The 16,262-nt window shown below is 40.7% G+C and carries 6 protein-coding genes and 1 pseudogene; 2 read left to right on the top strand and 5 right to left on the bottom strand.

The window, feature by feature from the left end; genetic code table 11:
* Positions 1-39 precede the first annotated feature (39 nt).
* Positions 40-5,442 (top strand): AAA family ATPase, encoded by a 5,403-nt coding sequence (locus ACFE93_RS24825; protein WP_375477223.1) that lies wholly within the window; start codon positions 40-42, stop codon positions 5,440-5,442.
* 74 nt (positions 5,443-5,516) lie between these two features.
* On the top strand, positions 5,517-10,910 hold the full coding sequence (locus ACFE93_RS24820) for an AAA family ATPase (RefSeq protein ID WP_375477221.1): 5,394 nt from the start codon (positions 5,517-5,519) through the stop codon (positions 10,908-10,910).
* Positions 10,911-10,915: 5 nt separating this feature from the next.
* Here the strand turns inward: ACFE93_RS24820 and fabD are convergent, their stop codons facing one another.
* The 5 genes and pseudogenes from fabD to ACFE93_RS24795 form a co-directional block, all read right to left on the bottom strand.
* Positions 10,916-11,797 carry an ACP S-malonyltransferase gene (fabD, locus tag ACFE93_RS24815; RefSeq protein WP_375477219.1) on the bottom strand — a complete coding sequence of 294 codons (882 nt, stop codon included), beginning with the start codon at positions 11,795-11,797 and terminating at the stop codon, positions 10,916-10,918.
* Positions 11,798-11,925: 128 nt separating this feature from the next.
* Positions 11,926-12,918, bottom strand: coding sequence for a beta-ketoacyl-ACP synthase 3 (locus ACFE93_RS24810; RefSeq protein WP_375477217.1), 993 nt, complete (start codon positions 12,916-12,918; stop codon positions 11,926-11,928).
* A gap of 155 nt (positions 12,919-13,073) precedes the next feature.
* A complete protein-coding gene (plsX, locus tag ACFE93_RS24805; protein ID WP_375477215.1) occupies positions 13,074-14,096 on the bottom strand; it encodes a phosphate acyltransferase PlsX in 1,023 nt (340 codons plus the stop codon).
* A gap of 262 nt (positions 14,097-14,358) precedes the next feature.
* Positions 14,359-15,840, bottom strand: a complete 1,482-nt coding sequence (locus ACFE93_RS24800; RefSeq protein ID WP_375477213.1) for a leucyl aminopeptidase — start codon at positions 15,838-15,840, stop codon at positions 14,359-14,361.
* A gap of 154 nt (positions 15,841-15,994) precedes the next feature.
* Positions 15,995-16,262 (bottom strand): annotated as a pseudogene (locus ACFE93_RS24795) (hypothetical protein); the annotation flags it as partial.

The raw sequence follows: 16,262 nt of genomic DNA, 5'->3' as shown, positions 1-16,262 counted from the left end.
TGGGAACACTAAATCTAGAAATCTTTAGGATTTAGCGGTATGTCTCTCACTACAGTCAGTATTACTGGATACAAGGTTAGCGAACAACTTTACAACGGTTCTCGAACGATGGTTTATCGCGGTTATCGAGAAACCGATCAAAAACCTGTAGTGATTAAATTACTGAAAAATCCTTATCCGAGTTTCAGCGAACTCTTATCGTTTCGTAATCAATACACCATAGCTAAAAATCTCAACTCACCTTTGATAACCCAAACTTACAGCCTGGAACCGTATCAAAATAGCTATGCGTTGGTGATGGAAGATTTTGGAGGGATTTCTCTTAAAGATTATTTCACCTCTGTAGAAAGGCGATATATCACCTCTGTGCAAGAATTTTTAGAAATAGCGATCGCACTGTGCAATACCTTAGATATACTGTACCGTTCGCGTATTATTCATAAAGATATTAAACCCGCGAATATTTTAATTAATCCCCAAACAAAACAAATTAAATTAATTGACTTTAGTATTGCATCTTTACTGCCACGGGAAACCCAAACGCTAATAAGTCCCAATGTATTAGAAGGGACACTTGCTTATATTTCTCCGGAACAGACTGGCAGAATGAATCGGGGAATTGATTACCGCACCGACTTTTATTCTTTGGGTGTCACTTTTTACGAATTGCTAACAGGAGAATTACCGTTTCAATCAAACGACCCGATGGAGTTGGTACATAGTCATATTGCAAAACTTCCACAACTTTTAGGGAATCGGGAAGAGATTCCCCAAGTTCTTTGTGATCTGGTGATGAAATTAATAGCGAAAAATGCTGAAGACCGCTATCATAGTGCATTAGGATTGAAGTTTGATTTAGAAAAATGTTTACATCAGTTAAAAGAAACTGGTAGAATTGAAAACTTTGAAATTGCCCAACGGGATGTGTGCGATCGCTTTACTATCCCCGACAAACTATATGGACGAGAAGCCGAAATAGCCACCCTACTCGAAGCCTTTGAAAGAGTTAGCAAAAATACAACTGAAATGATATTGCTAGCTGGTTTTTCAGGTATTGGCAAAACTGCCGTTGTTAACGAAGTTCATAAACCGATTGTGCGCCAACGTGGTTATTTTATTAAAGGTAAATATGACCAATTACAACGGAATATTCCCTTCAGTGCTTTTGTGCAAGCATTCCGAAATTTAATGGAGCAATTATTAACAGAAAGTACTTTTCAAATTCAACAATGGAAAACTAAAATTTTAGAAGCTTTAGGTGATAATGGGCAGGTAATAATTGAAGTAATTCCCGAATTAGAAAGAATTATTGGAAAACAAACACCAGTAATAGAATTATCAGGAACTGCATCACACAATAGATTTAATTTATTATTTAAAAAATTTACTCAAGTTTTTACTAATGTTGAGCATCCATTAGTAATATTTTTAGATGATTTGCAATGGGCTGATTTGGCATCATTGAAATTAATGCAGTTATTAATGGCTGATACAAAGTATTTTTTATTAATTGGTGCTTATCGTGATAATCAAGTGAACCCAGTACATCCGTTGATGTTGACTCTCAGTGAAATGCAAAAAACAACAGTAATTATTAATACGATTACTCTAGCACCATTGAGTCAACAGGACGTGAATCAATTAATTGCTGCAACGCTTAGATGTTCAGAAAATTTAGCATTACCAATTTCACAGATGGTCTATCAAAAAACTCATGGTAATCCATTTTTTTGTACTCAACTTCTCAAATCATTATACCAGGATGGGCTGATTAAATTTAACTTTACAGAGGGTTGCTGGCAATGTGATATCACGCAAATTAATCAGCAAATAGTCACAAATGATGTAGTTGAATTCATGGTATTGCAATTGCAAAAGCTATCACAACCAACTCAAGATGTTTTGAAATTAGCTGCCTGTATTGGAAATCAGTTTGATTTGAAAACATTGGCAGTTGTTTCGCAACAATCGCAAGTAGAAACCGCAGCCAATTTATGGAATGCCTTGCAGGAAGGTCTAATTTTACCCACTAATGAAGTGTATAAATTTTATCTTGATGAGGTAGAGCAAGCTATTGCTGAAGAAAGTTCTGAAATTGTTACCTATAAATTTTTACACGATCGCGTTCAAGAAGCTGCATACTCTCTTATTCCTGAAGAACAAAAAAAAGCTACTCATCTACAAATAGGTAAACTATTACTTCAAAACACAGATGAAATCAAAAAAGAAGAAATAATTTTTGAAATTGTTAATCAATTAAACGTTGCATTAATCCTAATTGTTGATCCGATTGAACGAAAACAACTTCTAAAATTGAATTGGAACGTAGGTAGGAAAGCAAAATTGGCAACTGCTTATACATTAGCAGTTGAATATTTAACAATAGGTTTAGAACTTTTACCTGATGAAAGTTGGGATAGCCAGTATGAGCTAACACTAGTACTATATCAATCAATTACAGAAGTACTTTGTCTGAGTGGTGACTTTGAACGCATGGAAAGCTATGCAACCGTCGTTTTACAACAAGCAAAAACCCTCCTCGAACAAATTCCTATCTACAATGTCAAAATTCAAGCCTACATGGCGCAGGCACAACACAAGAACGCTTTGCAAATTGCACTCACTATTCTTCAATCAATAGGAGTGGAACTGCCTCAACAAGTTAATCAAACTGATATCGAGTATGAACTGGAACAAACAAAACGTCTTTTAGCAGATAAACCAGCGATAGATTTACTAGAACTGCCAAAAATGACTGATGTGAATATCTTGGCAGCAATGCAAATTTTGTCGAGTATTATGTCAGCAGCCTATCAAGCAGCTCCAGCATTGTTTCGAGTAATTGTCTTTAAACAAGTTCAATTGTCAATCCTTTATGGTAATGCCCCAGAATCGACCTATGCTTATGCTAGTTATGGACTTATACTCTGCGGTGTTCTGGGAGAAATTGATACAGGATATGAATTTGGGGAAATGGCATTATTATTACTTGACCGTTTAAATGCTTTCAAACTAAAGTCAAAAACTCTATTTGCAGTAAATTGTTTTATTCGACATTGGAAATCGCCTGTTAAAGAAACTTTAAATCCTCTTTTGCAAGCTTATACGAGTGGTTTAGAAACTGGAGACATTGAATATGCTGTGATGTCTGCCTATGTTTTTGGAAGATATGCCTATTTGAGTGGTCATGAGTTACACGATTTAGCCCAAGCTATGGGAAACTATGGCACAATTATGCATCAGTTTAAGCAAACCACCTATTTGAATTTCAATAGCATCTATTACCAATCAGTTTTAAATTTATTAGGAATGTCAGATAACCCTTGTTTTTTAAGTGGCGAAATTTATGATGAAGTGACAATGTTACCTCTGCACCAAGCTGCTAATCAAACTAGTATTATTTGTCAGCTGCATTTTTGTAAACTGCTTTTATGTTATCTTTTTGGTAATTATCAAGAAGCACTAACAAATGCAGGTATTGTAGATAAATATTTAACTAGTGTGACTGGATTAGTACTAATTCCAACCTTTTATTTTTATGAGTGTTTGACTAATTTAGCCTTATATAAAGACTGTTCAGTAACTGAGCAAAAATTAATTCTTGAGCGAGTAACTGAAACTCATAAAAAACTCAAAAAATCAGCAGAAAGTGCGCCACAGAATTATGCTCACAAATATAACTTGGTAGAAGCTGAAAGCTTTCGGATATCAGGACAAAAAACTGAAGCAATAGAATTGTACGATCGCGCCATAACTCTAGCCAAAGCCAACGGCTACATTCAAGAAGAAGCACTTAGCAACGAACTAGCAGCCAAATTCTACCTCGACTGGGGTAAAGAAAAAGTCGCTCAAGCATATATGCAAGAAGCATACTATTGCTACGCTCGTTGGGGCGCAAAAGCCAAAATAGAAGACCTAGAAAAACGCTATCCCCAACTACTCCAATTCATTCTGCAACAGCAACGAATTAACTTCAACCCCTTAGAAACTATTAGCTTTCGTGGCACTTCCTCATCTAATCAGACTTCTAGTACTGGTAGCACCAGTATTTTCGATGTTTTAGATTTTACCTCTGTCCTCAAAGGCTCTCAAGCTATCTCCAGTTCTCTAGAAATAGATCAACTCATTACCAGTCTCACCCGCATTATCCTAGAAAACTCTGGCGCGAAAAAATCTGTATTAATTCTTCCTCAAGGGGATACTTGGCAAGTTAGGGCAATTACCTTTATTAATCATGGATTAAATTCTCATATTGACATACAAACCATTCTTAATTCACAAGCACTAGATACTTGTCAAGATATTCCTACAACAATTATCAATTACGTCAAAAATACCCAACAAACAGTTGTGATTGATAACTTGCAAACAGATATTCCTGGTGTAATTGGGGAATATATGTACCGAACAAAACCCCAGAGTGTATTATGTACCCCGATTATTAATCAAGGACATTTAGTAGGGATTATTTACTTAGAAAATAAACTGACTCCAGGAGTATTTACTAGCGATCGCCTCAGCGTTATTAATCTCCTTTCTTCTCAAGCAGCAATATCTCTAGAAAATGCTCAACTTTATCAACAAGCCGGGCAAGCATTACAAGACTTACAACAAGCCCAATTACAAGTTGTCCAAAGTGAGAAAATGTCTGCATTGGGTAACTTAGTTGCCGGGGTAGCCCATGAAATGAATAATCCTTTGGGCTTTATTGCTGCTAGTCTTCAACAAACTAAACCCACTATTGCAGATATTGTTGAACACTTGAAACTATATCAAGAAAGTCTCCCTAATCCTGACAATCAAATCAAAGAACATGCCGAAGATATTGATTTGAATTATAGCTTAGAAGACTTACCAAAGGTTATTGATTCAATGGTGATGGCGTGCGATCGCCTGAAAAACATCAGCACCAGTCTCCGCACTTTCTCCCGTGCTGATAAGGATTACAAAGTACCGTTTAATATCCATGAAGGTATCGATAGTACGATTTTAATTCTCAAACATCGCCTGAAAGCTAATGAACAGCGTCCAGCAATTGAGGTAATAACCGAGTATAGTAATTTACCTAAAATTTATTGTTTTCCTGGACAATTGAATCAGGTCTTTATGAATATTTTGGCAAATGCTATTGATGCGTTAGAAGAATCGAATATGGGGCAAAGTTTGGAAGAAATAAAGCTCAATCCCAATCGAATTATAATTAAAACCTCAGTAGAAAACGAAGGCGTAAAAATTGTCATTGCTGATAATGCAAATGGGATGAATTCTGAAGTTAAGCATAAGATTTTTGATCATTTATTTACTACCAAAGGCGTGGGTAAAGGCACGGGATTAGGATTAGCGATCGCTCGTCAAATCGTCGAAGAAATCCACAACGGTAAATTGAGTTTTAACTCTGTTCCGAGTGAGGGAACAGAATTTTTTATTGAAATTCCACTATGAACTTTTGCTATTGTTGGTAAACAACTGCATATATCCGGGAACACTAAATCTGTAAGTCTTAAAAATTTAGCAGTATGGTTAGCACTAAAGTGAGCATTCCCGGATATCAAATCAGCGAGGAACTGTACAATGGTTCGAGAACCCTAGTTTATCGGGGGTATCGAGAAACTGACTCATTAAGAGTAGCGATTAAACTGCTGAAAAATTCTTATCCTAGTTTCAGCGAACTCTTGTTGTTTCGTAATCAGTACACCATTGCCAAAAATCTTAACTCACCCCTAATTATCCAAACCTACTACCTAGAACCTTACCAAAATGGCTATATGTTAGTGATGGAAGACTTTGGGGGAATTTCCTTGAAGGAATGGGGAGTAGGGAGTAGGGAGTGGGGAGTGAGGGGAAGCGTAGAATCTCTGATAGAGTTTTTACATATAGCGATCGCACTATGCAATATCTTAGATATACTATACCGCGATCGGATTATTCATAAAGATATTAAACCTGCAAATATTTTAATTAATCCAGAAACAAAACAAGTAAAATTAATTGATTTTAGTATTGCATCTCTACTACCACGAGAAACTCAAACGCTGATCAGTCCCAATGTGTTAGAAGGGACACTTGCTTATATTTCCCCAGAACAAACAGGAAGGATGAATCGGGGGATTGACTACCGGACTGATTTTTATTCACTGGGTGTCACTTTCTACGAATTACTCACAGGAAAGTTACCCTTTGAGTCCAAGGATATGATGGAGTTGGTGCATTGTCATATTGCAAAACTTCCTGCTCCTTTGGAGCCATTCAAAATTCCTAAATCGATTTCAGATATTGTGATGAAATTGATGGCAAAGAATGCCGAAGAACGCTATCAGAGTGCATTAGGACTAAAATATGATTTAGAAAATTGTTTAACTCAACTTCAGTCAACTGGCAAAATTGAGAGTTTTCCAATTGCACAAACAGATGTATGCGATCGCTTTATTATCCCCGATAAACTCTATGGACGAGAAACCGAAGTAGAAATTCTACTGCAAGCATTTGAGCGAGTCAGCCTTGGTGCAACAGAAATGATGCTAGTTGCGGGTTTTTCCGGTATTGGTAAAACCGTTGTAGTTAACGAAGTTCATAAACCGATTGTGCGTCAACGCGGTTATTTTATCAAAGGGAAATTTGATCAATTTCAGAAAAATATTCCTTTTTCGGCATTTGTACAAGCGTTTCGCAATTTGATGGGGCAATTGTTAACTCTAAGCGATGCAGAAATTCAACAATGGAAAAGCAAGATTTTAGAGGCTGTAGGTGAGAACGGACAAGTAATTATTGAAGTAATTCCTGAATTATCAAAAATTATTGGTCAACAATCACCTGCTCCAGAATTATCAGGAAGTGCGGCACAAAATAGATTTAATTTATTCTTCCAAAAGTTTACCCAAGTGTTTACTAGTAGAGAACATCCATTAGTGATGTTTTTGGATGATTTGCAATGGGCAGATTCGGCATCGCTGAAATTACTACAATTGTTGATGGAACAGGCTGGACATTTATTAATCTTGGGTGCGTATCGGGATAATGAAGTATCATCGGCTCACCCGTTCATCCTAACCGTAGATGAAATCGTCAAAACTGGGGCAGTGGTCAATACCATTACACTGCAATCGTTAAGTCTAGTTGATATGAATCAATTGGTGGCGGATACATTGAATTGCGATCGCTCCCTAGCTCAACCGTTGACCGAACTGGTATACCAAAAAACCAAGGGTAATCCCTTTTTTGCGACTCAGTTTCTCAAGGTACTCTATGAAGAGGAACAAATTACTTTTGACTGGGAAGCACGGCATTGGCAGTGTGATATTGCCCAAGTCAGAGCTTTAGCGATTACCGATGATGTTGTCGAGTTTATGGCACTGCAATTGCAGAAGCTGCCAACACAAACTCAGGATGTGTTGAAGTTGGCGGCTTGTATTGGAGCAGAGTTTGATTTGGCAACATTGGCGATCGTGTCCCAGCAGTTTCCTGAAGATACGGCTGCGGCACTGTGGAAAGCATTACAAGAAGGTTTGATTATTCCGAATACAGAAATCTATAAGTTTTTTATTCAGTCTGATAGTGCGTCAGTTTGTGATGCAGCAGCTAATCCAACTTATCGCTTTTTGCACGATCGCGTTCAGCAAGCGGCGTATTCTCTGATTCCAGAAGAGCAAAAGCAAATTACCCATCTCAATATTGGACGTTTGCTGCAACAAGCAACGAGTGCAAATGAACAGGATAAGCAGATTTTTGCGATCGTTAACCACCTTAACAAGGGGATATCTCTGATTGAGGATGAGACGGAGCAACAAGAACTCGTGCAGTTAAACTTGATGGCTGGACAGAAAGCTAAAGGTGCAACGGCTTACGGAGCGGCTTTAAACTATTTCAACACGGGCATTTCTTTGTTGAGGGGCAATTGCTGGCAGAGCGACTACACTCTCGCCCTGGTTTTGTATGAAGGTGCAGCTAATTGTGCTTTCCTAGGTGCTAACTTTGAACAAATGGAGCAGTTCGCTGAAGTTGTACTCACTCATGCCCGCTCTTGGCTCGATCGGATTAATGTTTACAACACGAAGATTCGGGCTTGTATGGCTCAAAACCAGCTTTTAGAAGCGTTGCAGTTGGCACGGTTTGTGCTGGAACCCCTGGGCGTGCATTTGCCAGAACAGCCTACCCCAGCAGACATCAAGCAGGCACTCCAGCACACCCAAATTCAACTCAGCAACAGATCAGTGGAATCTTTGCTGCATTTACCCGAAATGACTGCGCCGGACAAAAAAGCCGCAATGATGATTCTGTCCACCATCATGTCGCCTGCCTATCAAGCTGCTCCAAACCTGATGCCCCTGGTCGTCTTTGCCCAGTTCGATCTATCGGTGCAGTACGGAAATGCACCAGAATCGATTCATGGCTACGGTCTCTATGGGTTAATGTTGATTGCCATATTGGGTGATATTGAAGCAGGCTATTGCTTTGGGCAACTGCAGATAAACCTCCTGCAACACGTTCACTCACCCAGGCTTGTTGCTGATGCCTTTTTTGACTTTAACTGTTTCTTCAAACACTGGAAAGAACCTGCAAAAACCTCCTTGGCTGGACTACTGCAAGCTTATGCCAGTGGATTAGAAATTGGTAATCTCAATCTGGCAGCACTCAGCCTGCTGGTGTATGACCATAATGCTTATTTTACTGGTCACGAACTATCTTCCCTGAAGCTAGTGATGGAAGAACATCGCAAGGTAATGCAGCAGCTGCGCCAGCAGACCTATCTCCACACGCAAAGTCTTTACCATCAGGTAGTCGTGAATCTGTTGGGGGCATCAACAGAGCCACATCGGTTGGTTGGCGAATACTGCGATGAGCGTGAAATAATTCAGCTTTACCAAAAAACGGGTGAAGTAACCGCACTGCACCAAGTTTATTTCAATAAGCTGATACTTTGCTACCTGTTCCAAGACTATGAACAAGCGTTGGAAAACGCCAATAAAGCAGCCCAGTATTTGCGTGGAATGGCAGGACTGATGAGTGTTCCGCTTTTCCACTTTTACGATGCGCTAGTACAATTAGCGCTTTATCCAGATGCCAGCGAAACAGACCAATCAAGCATTCTAGAACGGGTTGCTACCAATCTGGAAAAACTCAGTGGGTGGGCAGCTTATGCACCGAGTAATCAGGCTCACCGTTGCGCCTTGATTGTCGCAGAACGGTGTCGGATCTTGGGGGCTAAAGCCGAAGCAATAGAAAACTATGATCGCGCGATCGCCCTTGCCAAGGAACACGAATACCTCAACGAAGAAGCTCTCGCCAACGAACTCGCCACCAAATTCTATCTCGAATGGGGCAAAGAACGCATTGCCAAAGATTATTTGATTGAAGCCTACTATGCTTATTCGCGGTGGGGAGCAAAAGCCAAAATTACCGATCTAGAACAACGCTATCCCCAATTACTTCAAGTCATCCTGCAACAGCAACGACTCAACCCCAATCCTCAAGAAACTCTTGGCTTGCATGAGACTTTCTCATCTACTCGCACGAATACCACTGGCAGCACCAATATTTTTGACGTTTTAGATTTTACCTCTGCCCTGAAAGCGGCTCAAGCTATTTCCAGTTCTTTGGAATTAGATACACTCATTGCCAGTCTTACCCAGATTATCTTAGAAAATTCTGGCGCCAAAAAAGCTGTATTGCTGCTTCCTCAAGAAAAGACTTGGCAAGTTCGAGCAATTACCTTGATTCATCATCAGAAAATACAAACCATAGTTGAGCCACAATTACTAGATACTTATCAAGATATTCCCAGAAACATTATCAATTATGTCAAACATACTCAAGAAACCATTGTTATAAATAATTGCCAAACAGATATTCCTGGGGTGATTGGGGAATATATGCTAGAGTATCAACCCAAAAGTATTTTATGCACACCAATTATTAATCAAGGGCATTTGGCAGGTATTCTCTACTTAGAAAATAAACTCACAAGCGAGGTATTTACTAACGAACGTCTGCAAGTTATCAATCTACTTTCTTCCCAAGCTGCAATATCCCTAGAGAATGCTCGACTTTATCAACAAGCTGGGCAAGCATTACAAGATTTACAACAAGCACAATTACAAATCGTCCAAAGTGAGAAAATGTCGGCACTGGGTAACTTAGTAGCAGGGGTAGCACATGAAATGAATAATCCTTTGGGATTTATTTATGCCAGCCTTCAACAAGCTAAACCTAGTTTTGGGGATATTGTTGAACACTTGAAACTCTATCAAGAAAGTCTCCCCAATCCCGATGATGAAATTATCGACCATGCCGAAAAAATCGACTTGGATTATAGCTTAGAAGATTTACCCAAGATGATTGATTCTATGACAATGGCGTGCGATCGCCTTTATAATATTAGCACTAGTTTAAGAACATTCTCCCGCGCTGATAAAGATTATAAAGTGCAGTTTAATATCCACGAAGGTATTGACAGTACGATTTTAATTCTCAAACATCGTCTTAAAGCAAACGAACAACGTCCAGCGATTGAAGTGATAACTGATTATGGTAATTTGCCCCAGGTGGAATGTTTTCCTGGACAATTGAATCAGGTATTTATGAATATTCTGGCTAATGCCATTGATGCACTAGATGAATCAAATACGGGACGGAGTTTTAAGGAAATTAAGTCCAATCCCAACCGAATTATAATTAAAACTTCCTTAGAAAATGAAGGCGTGAAAATTGCTATTGCTGATAATGGTCAGGGAATGAATGAATCAGTGAAGCAAAAGGTTTTTGACCACTTATTTACTACAAAAGGCGTGGGTAAAGGGACGGGATTAGGATTAGCGATCGCTCGTCAAATCGTCGAAGAAACCCACAATGGTAAATTGAGTTTTAACTCTGTTCTGGGTAAGGGTACAGAATTTGTAATTGAAATTAATTTATAAAGGGATTAAACAGGTAAATCAGTAGCCCTCTGGATATTTTGTAAAATTAAATCAGGGCTATTACGTTTAATCAAGCCAGTTAGGACTTTACCAGGGCCAATTTCCATTACTCGCTCGATACCATTAGCTGATAATTGCAGACAAATTTCTCGCCATCTTACAGAACCAGTCATTTGTTTATTCAGGCGTTCCTTTAAAATGTCGGCATCAATAGAGGGAATTGGTTCTACATTAGACAGTACTGGCACAATCGCGGGTTGAAATTCCACAGATTCTAAAATGTCTTGGAATTCCGCACCTGCTGGTGCTATTAAGTGTGAATGAAATGCTCCAGAAACTTTTAAGGGAATCGCACGCTTTGCTTTAACTTGAGTCATCACCGCTTGTACGGCCTCAGTCGTACCTGAAATTACCACCTGAGCCGAACTATTATCATTTGCTATCACCACATCAGGGGTTTGAGAAATGACTTTTTCTAACTGTTCGCGGTCAAAGTTCATCAAAGCTGCCATCATCCCATTAATGGAACTATCCATAAGTTCTGCACGACGCTTCACCAGATATAAACCAGCTGACCACTCAAAGACACCCGCTATATAAAGAGCAGTATATTCTCCCAAACTGTGACCAGCAACTAAATCTGGCTGGTGTCCTCGTTCTCGAAGCAGGTCAGCAAGAATGCTTTCGATCACATAAAGACTTGGCTGAGTATACAGCGTCTGTGATAACTTCTCTTCTTGAGTTTGACAAATTTCAGTTACAGACCAGCCCAAAATATCCTCAGCTTTGGCAAGCTTGTCTTTTGCAGATGGTATATCGAGTAAATCCATTCCCATTCCCAGCGTTTGAGAACCTTGTCCGGGAAACACCCATGCAGTTTTTGTCATTTGTCAATAGTCAGTGGTCATTGATCATTTGTCATTGGTCATTTGTCATTGGTCATTAGTGAATAACAAAGGACAAAGGACTAATGACATAGACGCGCCAGCGGCTTCCCGCAGAGTAGGAAAATATATTATCTTCCCCATTGAAAGATTGCTGCACCCCAGGTAAGACCGGCACCAAAGCCGGATGTAGCAACGATTTCATCGGGTTTAATTTTACCTTGTCGTACTGCTTCATCTAAAGCTAAGGGGATGGAAGCAGCTGAGGTATTGCCATAGTGGGCGAGATTACTGATAACTTTATGTTCTGGGATATTCAGGCGTTGGGCAACGGCATCGATAATCCGCTGATTGGCTTGATGCAATATTAGCCAATCTATCTGGTCAACGCTGATGTTGGTTTGAAACAAGGCTTTATCAATTATTTCTGGCACTTTTTGAACAGCAAAGCGGTAGACTTCTTTGCCGTTCATCGTAATCGGTTGGTAAGTGCCTTTGGTGATATTTATATCAGTCAGTAGTTCTTGGGAATTACCTGCATAAGCAAGGTTGAGGTAATGGTTTTGAGTACCATCACTTTTAAGTGCAAATCCTAATAAGCGATCGCTTTTGGCAGCTTGTAATACCACTGCCCCGGCACCATCACCAAATAATACACAAGTCCGCCGATCTTCCCAATCTACCCAACGAGAGAGTATATCTGCCCCTATTAACAATACATTTTTATAGACACCAGTTCTAATGTATTGGGCTGCTGTAACCAAACCAAACACAAAGCCGGAGCAGGCGGCGGTCAAGTCAAAGGCTACTGCGTTGGTAGCTCCCAATTTAGCCTGTACTTGACAAGCACTACCAAACAAATCATCAGGGGTGGAAGTCGCTAGCAGAATCAAGTCTAAGTCTTCTGGTTTAATTCCTGAAGCTGCGATCGCCTGACTGCTGGCGGCAGTAGCGAGTACACTCAAGGACTCAGATGGTAGAGCTAATCGACGCTGACGAATTCCCGTTCTTGTAGCGATCCACTCATCTGATGTTTCAACTAGTTCGCTCAATGTCTGGTTGTGTAGGGAAGTTGCTGGTACTGCCGAGCCACTTCCAATAATTGCTACGCCTAAGTTTTGCACTCCTAATCTCCCAAGCTATCAGCTTTTTGTCCTTTGTCTTTTGTCCTTTGTCTTTTGTCCTTTGTCTTTTGTCCTTTGTCCCTTGTCAGTTGTCCTTTACAAATGACCAATGACTAATGACTAATGACTAATGACCAATGACTAATGACCAATGACTAACCGCTCTCGCGCTCTAGGATATATTGGGACTGAATTCGTTGTATCACCTGATTGTCAACAGCTTCTTTTGCCATGCGAATTGCATTAAAAATGGAAGGTGCTTGGGAGCTACCGTGACCGATAAAACAGACTCCTGCCACGCCCAATAGCAAAGCGCCACCGTGTTCTGCGTGATCCATTCGCTGCTTAATCCGCTTCAAGTTGGGTTTTAAGAGTGCTGAACCGATTTGACCGTGTAATCCTTGGGGTAATTCTTCCCGCAGAATTTGTAAAATCACTTCTCCAACAGCTTCGGCAAATTTTAATAATACATTCCCTACAAAGCCATCGCAGACAATCACATCAAAGTGACCGGAAAGCACATCACGCCCTTCAGCATTGCCAATAAAATTAATTTGGGAATTTTCGCGTAGCAGTTGGTGGGCGCGGACGGCTGCATCATTTCCCTTAGAGTCTTCTTCACCAATATTCAGCAAACCCACCTTCGGTTCAGTTGTACCCAAGACATACTGACTGTAAGCCGATCCCATAACGCCAAACTGCTCTAAAAACTTGGGGCGGCAATCTACATTTGCGCCAACATCAAGTACCAGCACTGGCTTACCAGCAATAATTGTGGGAAAAACTGTCCCGATCGCTGGGCGATCGATTCCTGGTAATCTTCCTAAACGGAGCAAAGCTGATGCCATAGCTGCCCCAGAGTGACCCGCAGAAAATACGGCATCTGCCTTTTGCTGCTTGACTAAATCCATCGCCACATTTATAGAAGCCTTGCGTTTGCGTCTAACTGCATTTAAAGGCTCCTCATCCATAGCGATCGCTTCTTCAGCATTCACGATCTCTACCTGCCCTAAACTTGTTTTTGATGGCAAGGCAGCTTCTATTTGTTGGGCATCGCCAACCAAAAATATATCTACACCCAATTCTTCTCTTGCTCGCAATGCGCCAGCAACAATTTCACCGGGTGCATGATCCCCTCCCATTGCGTCAATTGCGATCCGTACACGAGTCGATCCCATTGCTCACAGCTTCTAGAAACCTTACAAATTTTACCAGATGGCAATGCCCGAAAAAGCTTAATTTTCTGACCGCCAAATTAATTCTGTTACTATTGCAACAATTTTTGCTGGCAAGCTCAAGATAGCACGAATTGTTGAGTATTGGGCATGGGGCATGGAGAAGAGACAAGGTAGACCAAGAAGAGTGGAGAGACTGGTTTAATAATTCCCCTTGTCCTCCTTGTCCTCCTTGTCTCCTCTGCTCCCCTGCCTCCCCTACTCCCTATTCCCCACTTCCCAACACCCAATCAACTAGCGTCCGAACGCCGTAGCCAGTTGCCCCTGCGCCGTTGTAGCCATTTTCTTTATCTGTCCACACTGGGCCAGCAATATCTATGTGCGCCCAAGGGGTTTGTTTGACGAATTCCTTGAGGAAAAGGGCAGCAGTAATTGCACCACCTGGACGCGGCCCTGTATTTTTCATGTCCGCAATACCAGACTTTAACCCTTCAAAATATTTTTCTTCCATTGGCATCCGCCAAATCTTTTCGCCTGAAGTTTGGGCAGCTTTTTCAAGCTGGGAGGCTACAGCATCATCAGGAGTGTACAAACCAGCAATATCGTCACCCAAGGCAATGACGTTGGCACCAGTCAGTGTGGCTAAATCAACGATCGCATCTAAGCCCAATTTGTCGGCATACACCAAGGCATCTGCTAAGGTCAAACGTCCTTCAGCGTCGGTGTTGTTTACTTCAATTGTTTTGCCATTTGATGCTGTGAGAATGTCTCCAGGGTGCATGGCGTGACCGCTAATCATGTTTTCAGCCGCCGCCGAAATAAAGTGAACTTCAACATCTGGCTTAATTTGAGCAACTGCTTTTGCTGCCCCCAAGGTAGCAGCTGCACCCCCCATATCCATCTTCATGGTTTCGATGCCGCTACCAGCACCTTTAATATTGAGTCCACCAGAGTCGAAGGTTACACCTTTGCCAATAATTGCTAATTTCTTTTTGGGTGTACCTTCTGGCTTATAAGTTAAATGAATGAATTTCGGTGGCAAATCGGAAGCTTGGGCTACTCCTAAAAATGCACCCATGCCCAACTTTTCACAGTCTTCTCGTTCCAGAATTTCCAGTTGTAAACCATAATCCTTGGCGATCGCTTGAGCAGTTTCCGCTAAAGTAATCGGTGTGACTGCGTTAGCTGGTGCTGCTACTAATTGCCGTGCTAAATTTACCCCGGAAACAATTTGATTGGCGCGAGTAATGGCAGCTTCTTGTCCACCGAAACCTAGTAAATCTACGGTTTCTATTTGTGAACCTTTATCTTCTGGTTCTGATTTAAAACGAATATCTTGATAAAGTGCTAATTCCACACCTTCTGCGATCGCTTGGGCACTCGCGGCGGGATCGTTGTTCCACAATGGAAAACTAAATCCGAGAATTTTGCTTTTTTGCTTTTTTCCTACCCTAGCTACAGCCGCAGCAGCACGGCGTAGAGTATCTAGTTTTAGTGCATCTGGTTTGCCTAAACCTACTAAAATCAATTTCCGCACTGGGCTACCAGCATTTACACGCGTGAAGATTGTGCTATTGGCTTTACCTTTAAATTCTTCTTCGGCAATCAGTTCTTTTAAGACCCCAGAAAACTTTTGATCTAAAGTAGCTAGTTCTCCGGTTAACTCCACTGCATCTTCAAATAATCCAATTGCCAAACTATCGCCTGCCCACTCTAGTAAAGGCTTATCACTAGGTTGAATTGTCATTTTGGGATTTTGTGTAAATATTCCTTCTTGTACCAGTATTGCTCAAAATTCTGGTTTCATGGTGAGGGGAGTGGGGATTGGGCATTGAGCATTGGGCATGGGGAATTGGGCATTGGGCATGGGGAATTGGGCATTGAGCATTGGGGAGCAAGGGTTAGTAAGTATAAGTTAACGAATTAGTATAAATAGCACTCGTTAAGAGTCTTTGAGCCTCATTAATCCACCTCAGAACTCCATTAATGAGTCTTTGATACTCATTAATCCACCTCAGAACTCCATTAATGAGTCTTTGATACTCATTAATCCACCTCAGAACTCCATTAACGAGTCTTTGATACTCATTAATCCACCTCAGAACTCCATTAACGAGTCTTTGATACTCATTAATCCACCTCAGAACTCCATTAACGAGTCTTTGATAT

The sequence above is a fragment of the uncultured Nostoc sp. genome (assembly GCF_964247315.1).
GTDB lineage: Bacteria > Cyanobacteriota > Cyanobacteriia > Cyanobacteriales > Nostocaceae > Nostoc.
This window is presented reverse-complemented; position numbering and strand designations above follow the sequence as displayed.

Coding starts and splice junctions, on each gene's coding strand:
- ACFE93_RS24825 (WP_375477223.1), top strand. CDS start 40: ATGTCTCTCACTACAGTCAGTATTACTGGATACAAGGTTAGCGAACAA.
- ACFE93_RS24820 (WP_375477221.1), top strand. CDS start 5,517: ATGGTTAGCACTAAAGTGAGCATTCCCGGATATCAAATCAGCGAGGAA.
- plsX (WP_375477215.1), bottom strand. CDS start 14,096: ATGGGATCGACTCGTGTACGGATCGCAATTGACGCAATGGGAGGGGAT.
- ACFE93_RS24800 (WP_375477213.1), bottom strand. CDS start 15,840: ATGACAATTCAACCTAGTGATAAGCCTTTACTAGAGTGGGCAGGCGAT.
- fabD (WP_375477219.1), bottom strand. CDS start 11,797: ATGACAAAAACTGCATGGGTGTTTCCCGGACAAGGTTCTCAAACGCTG.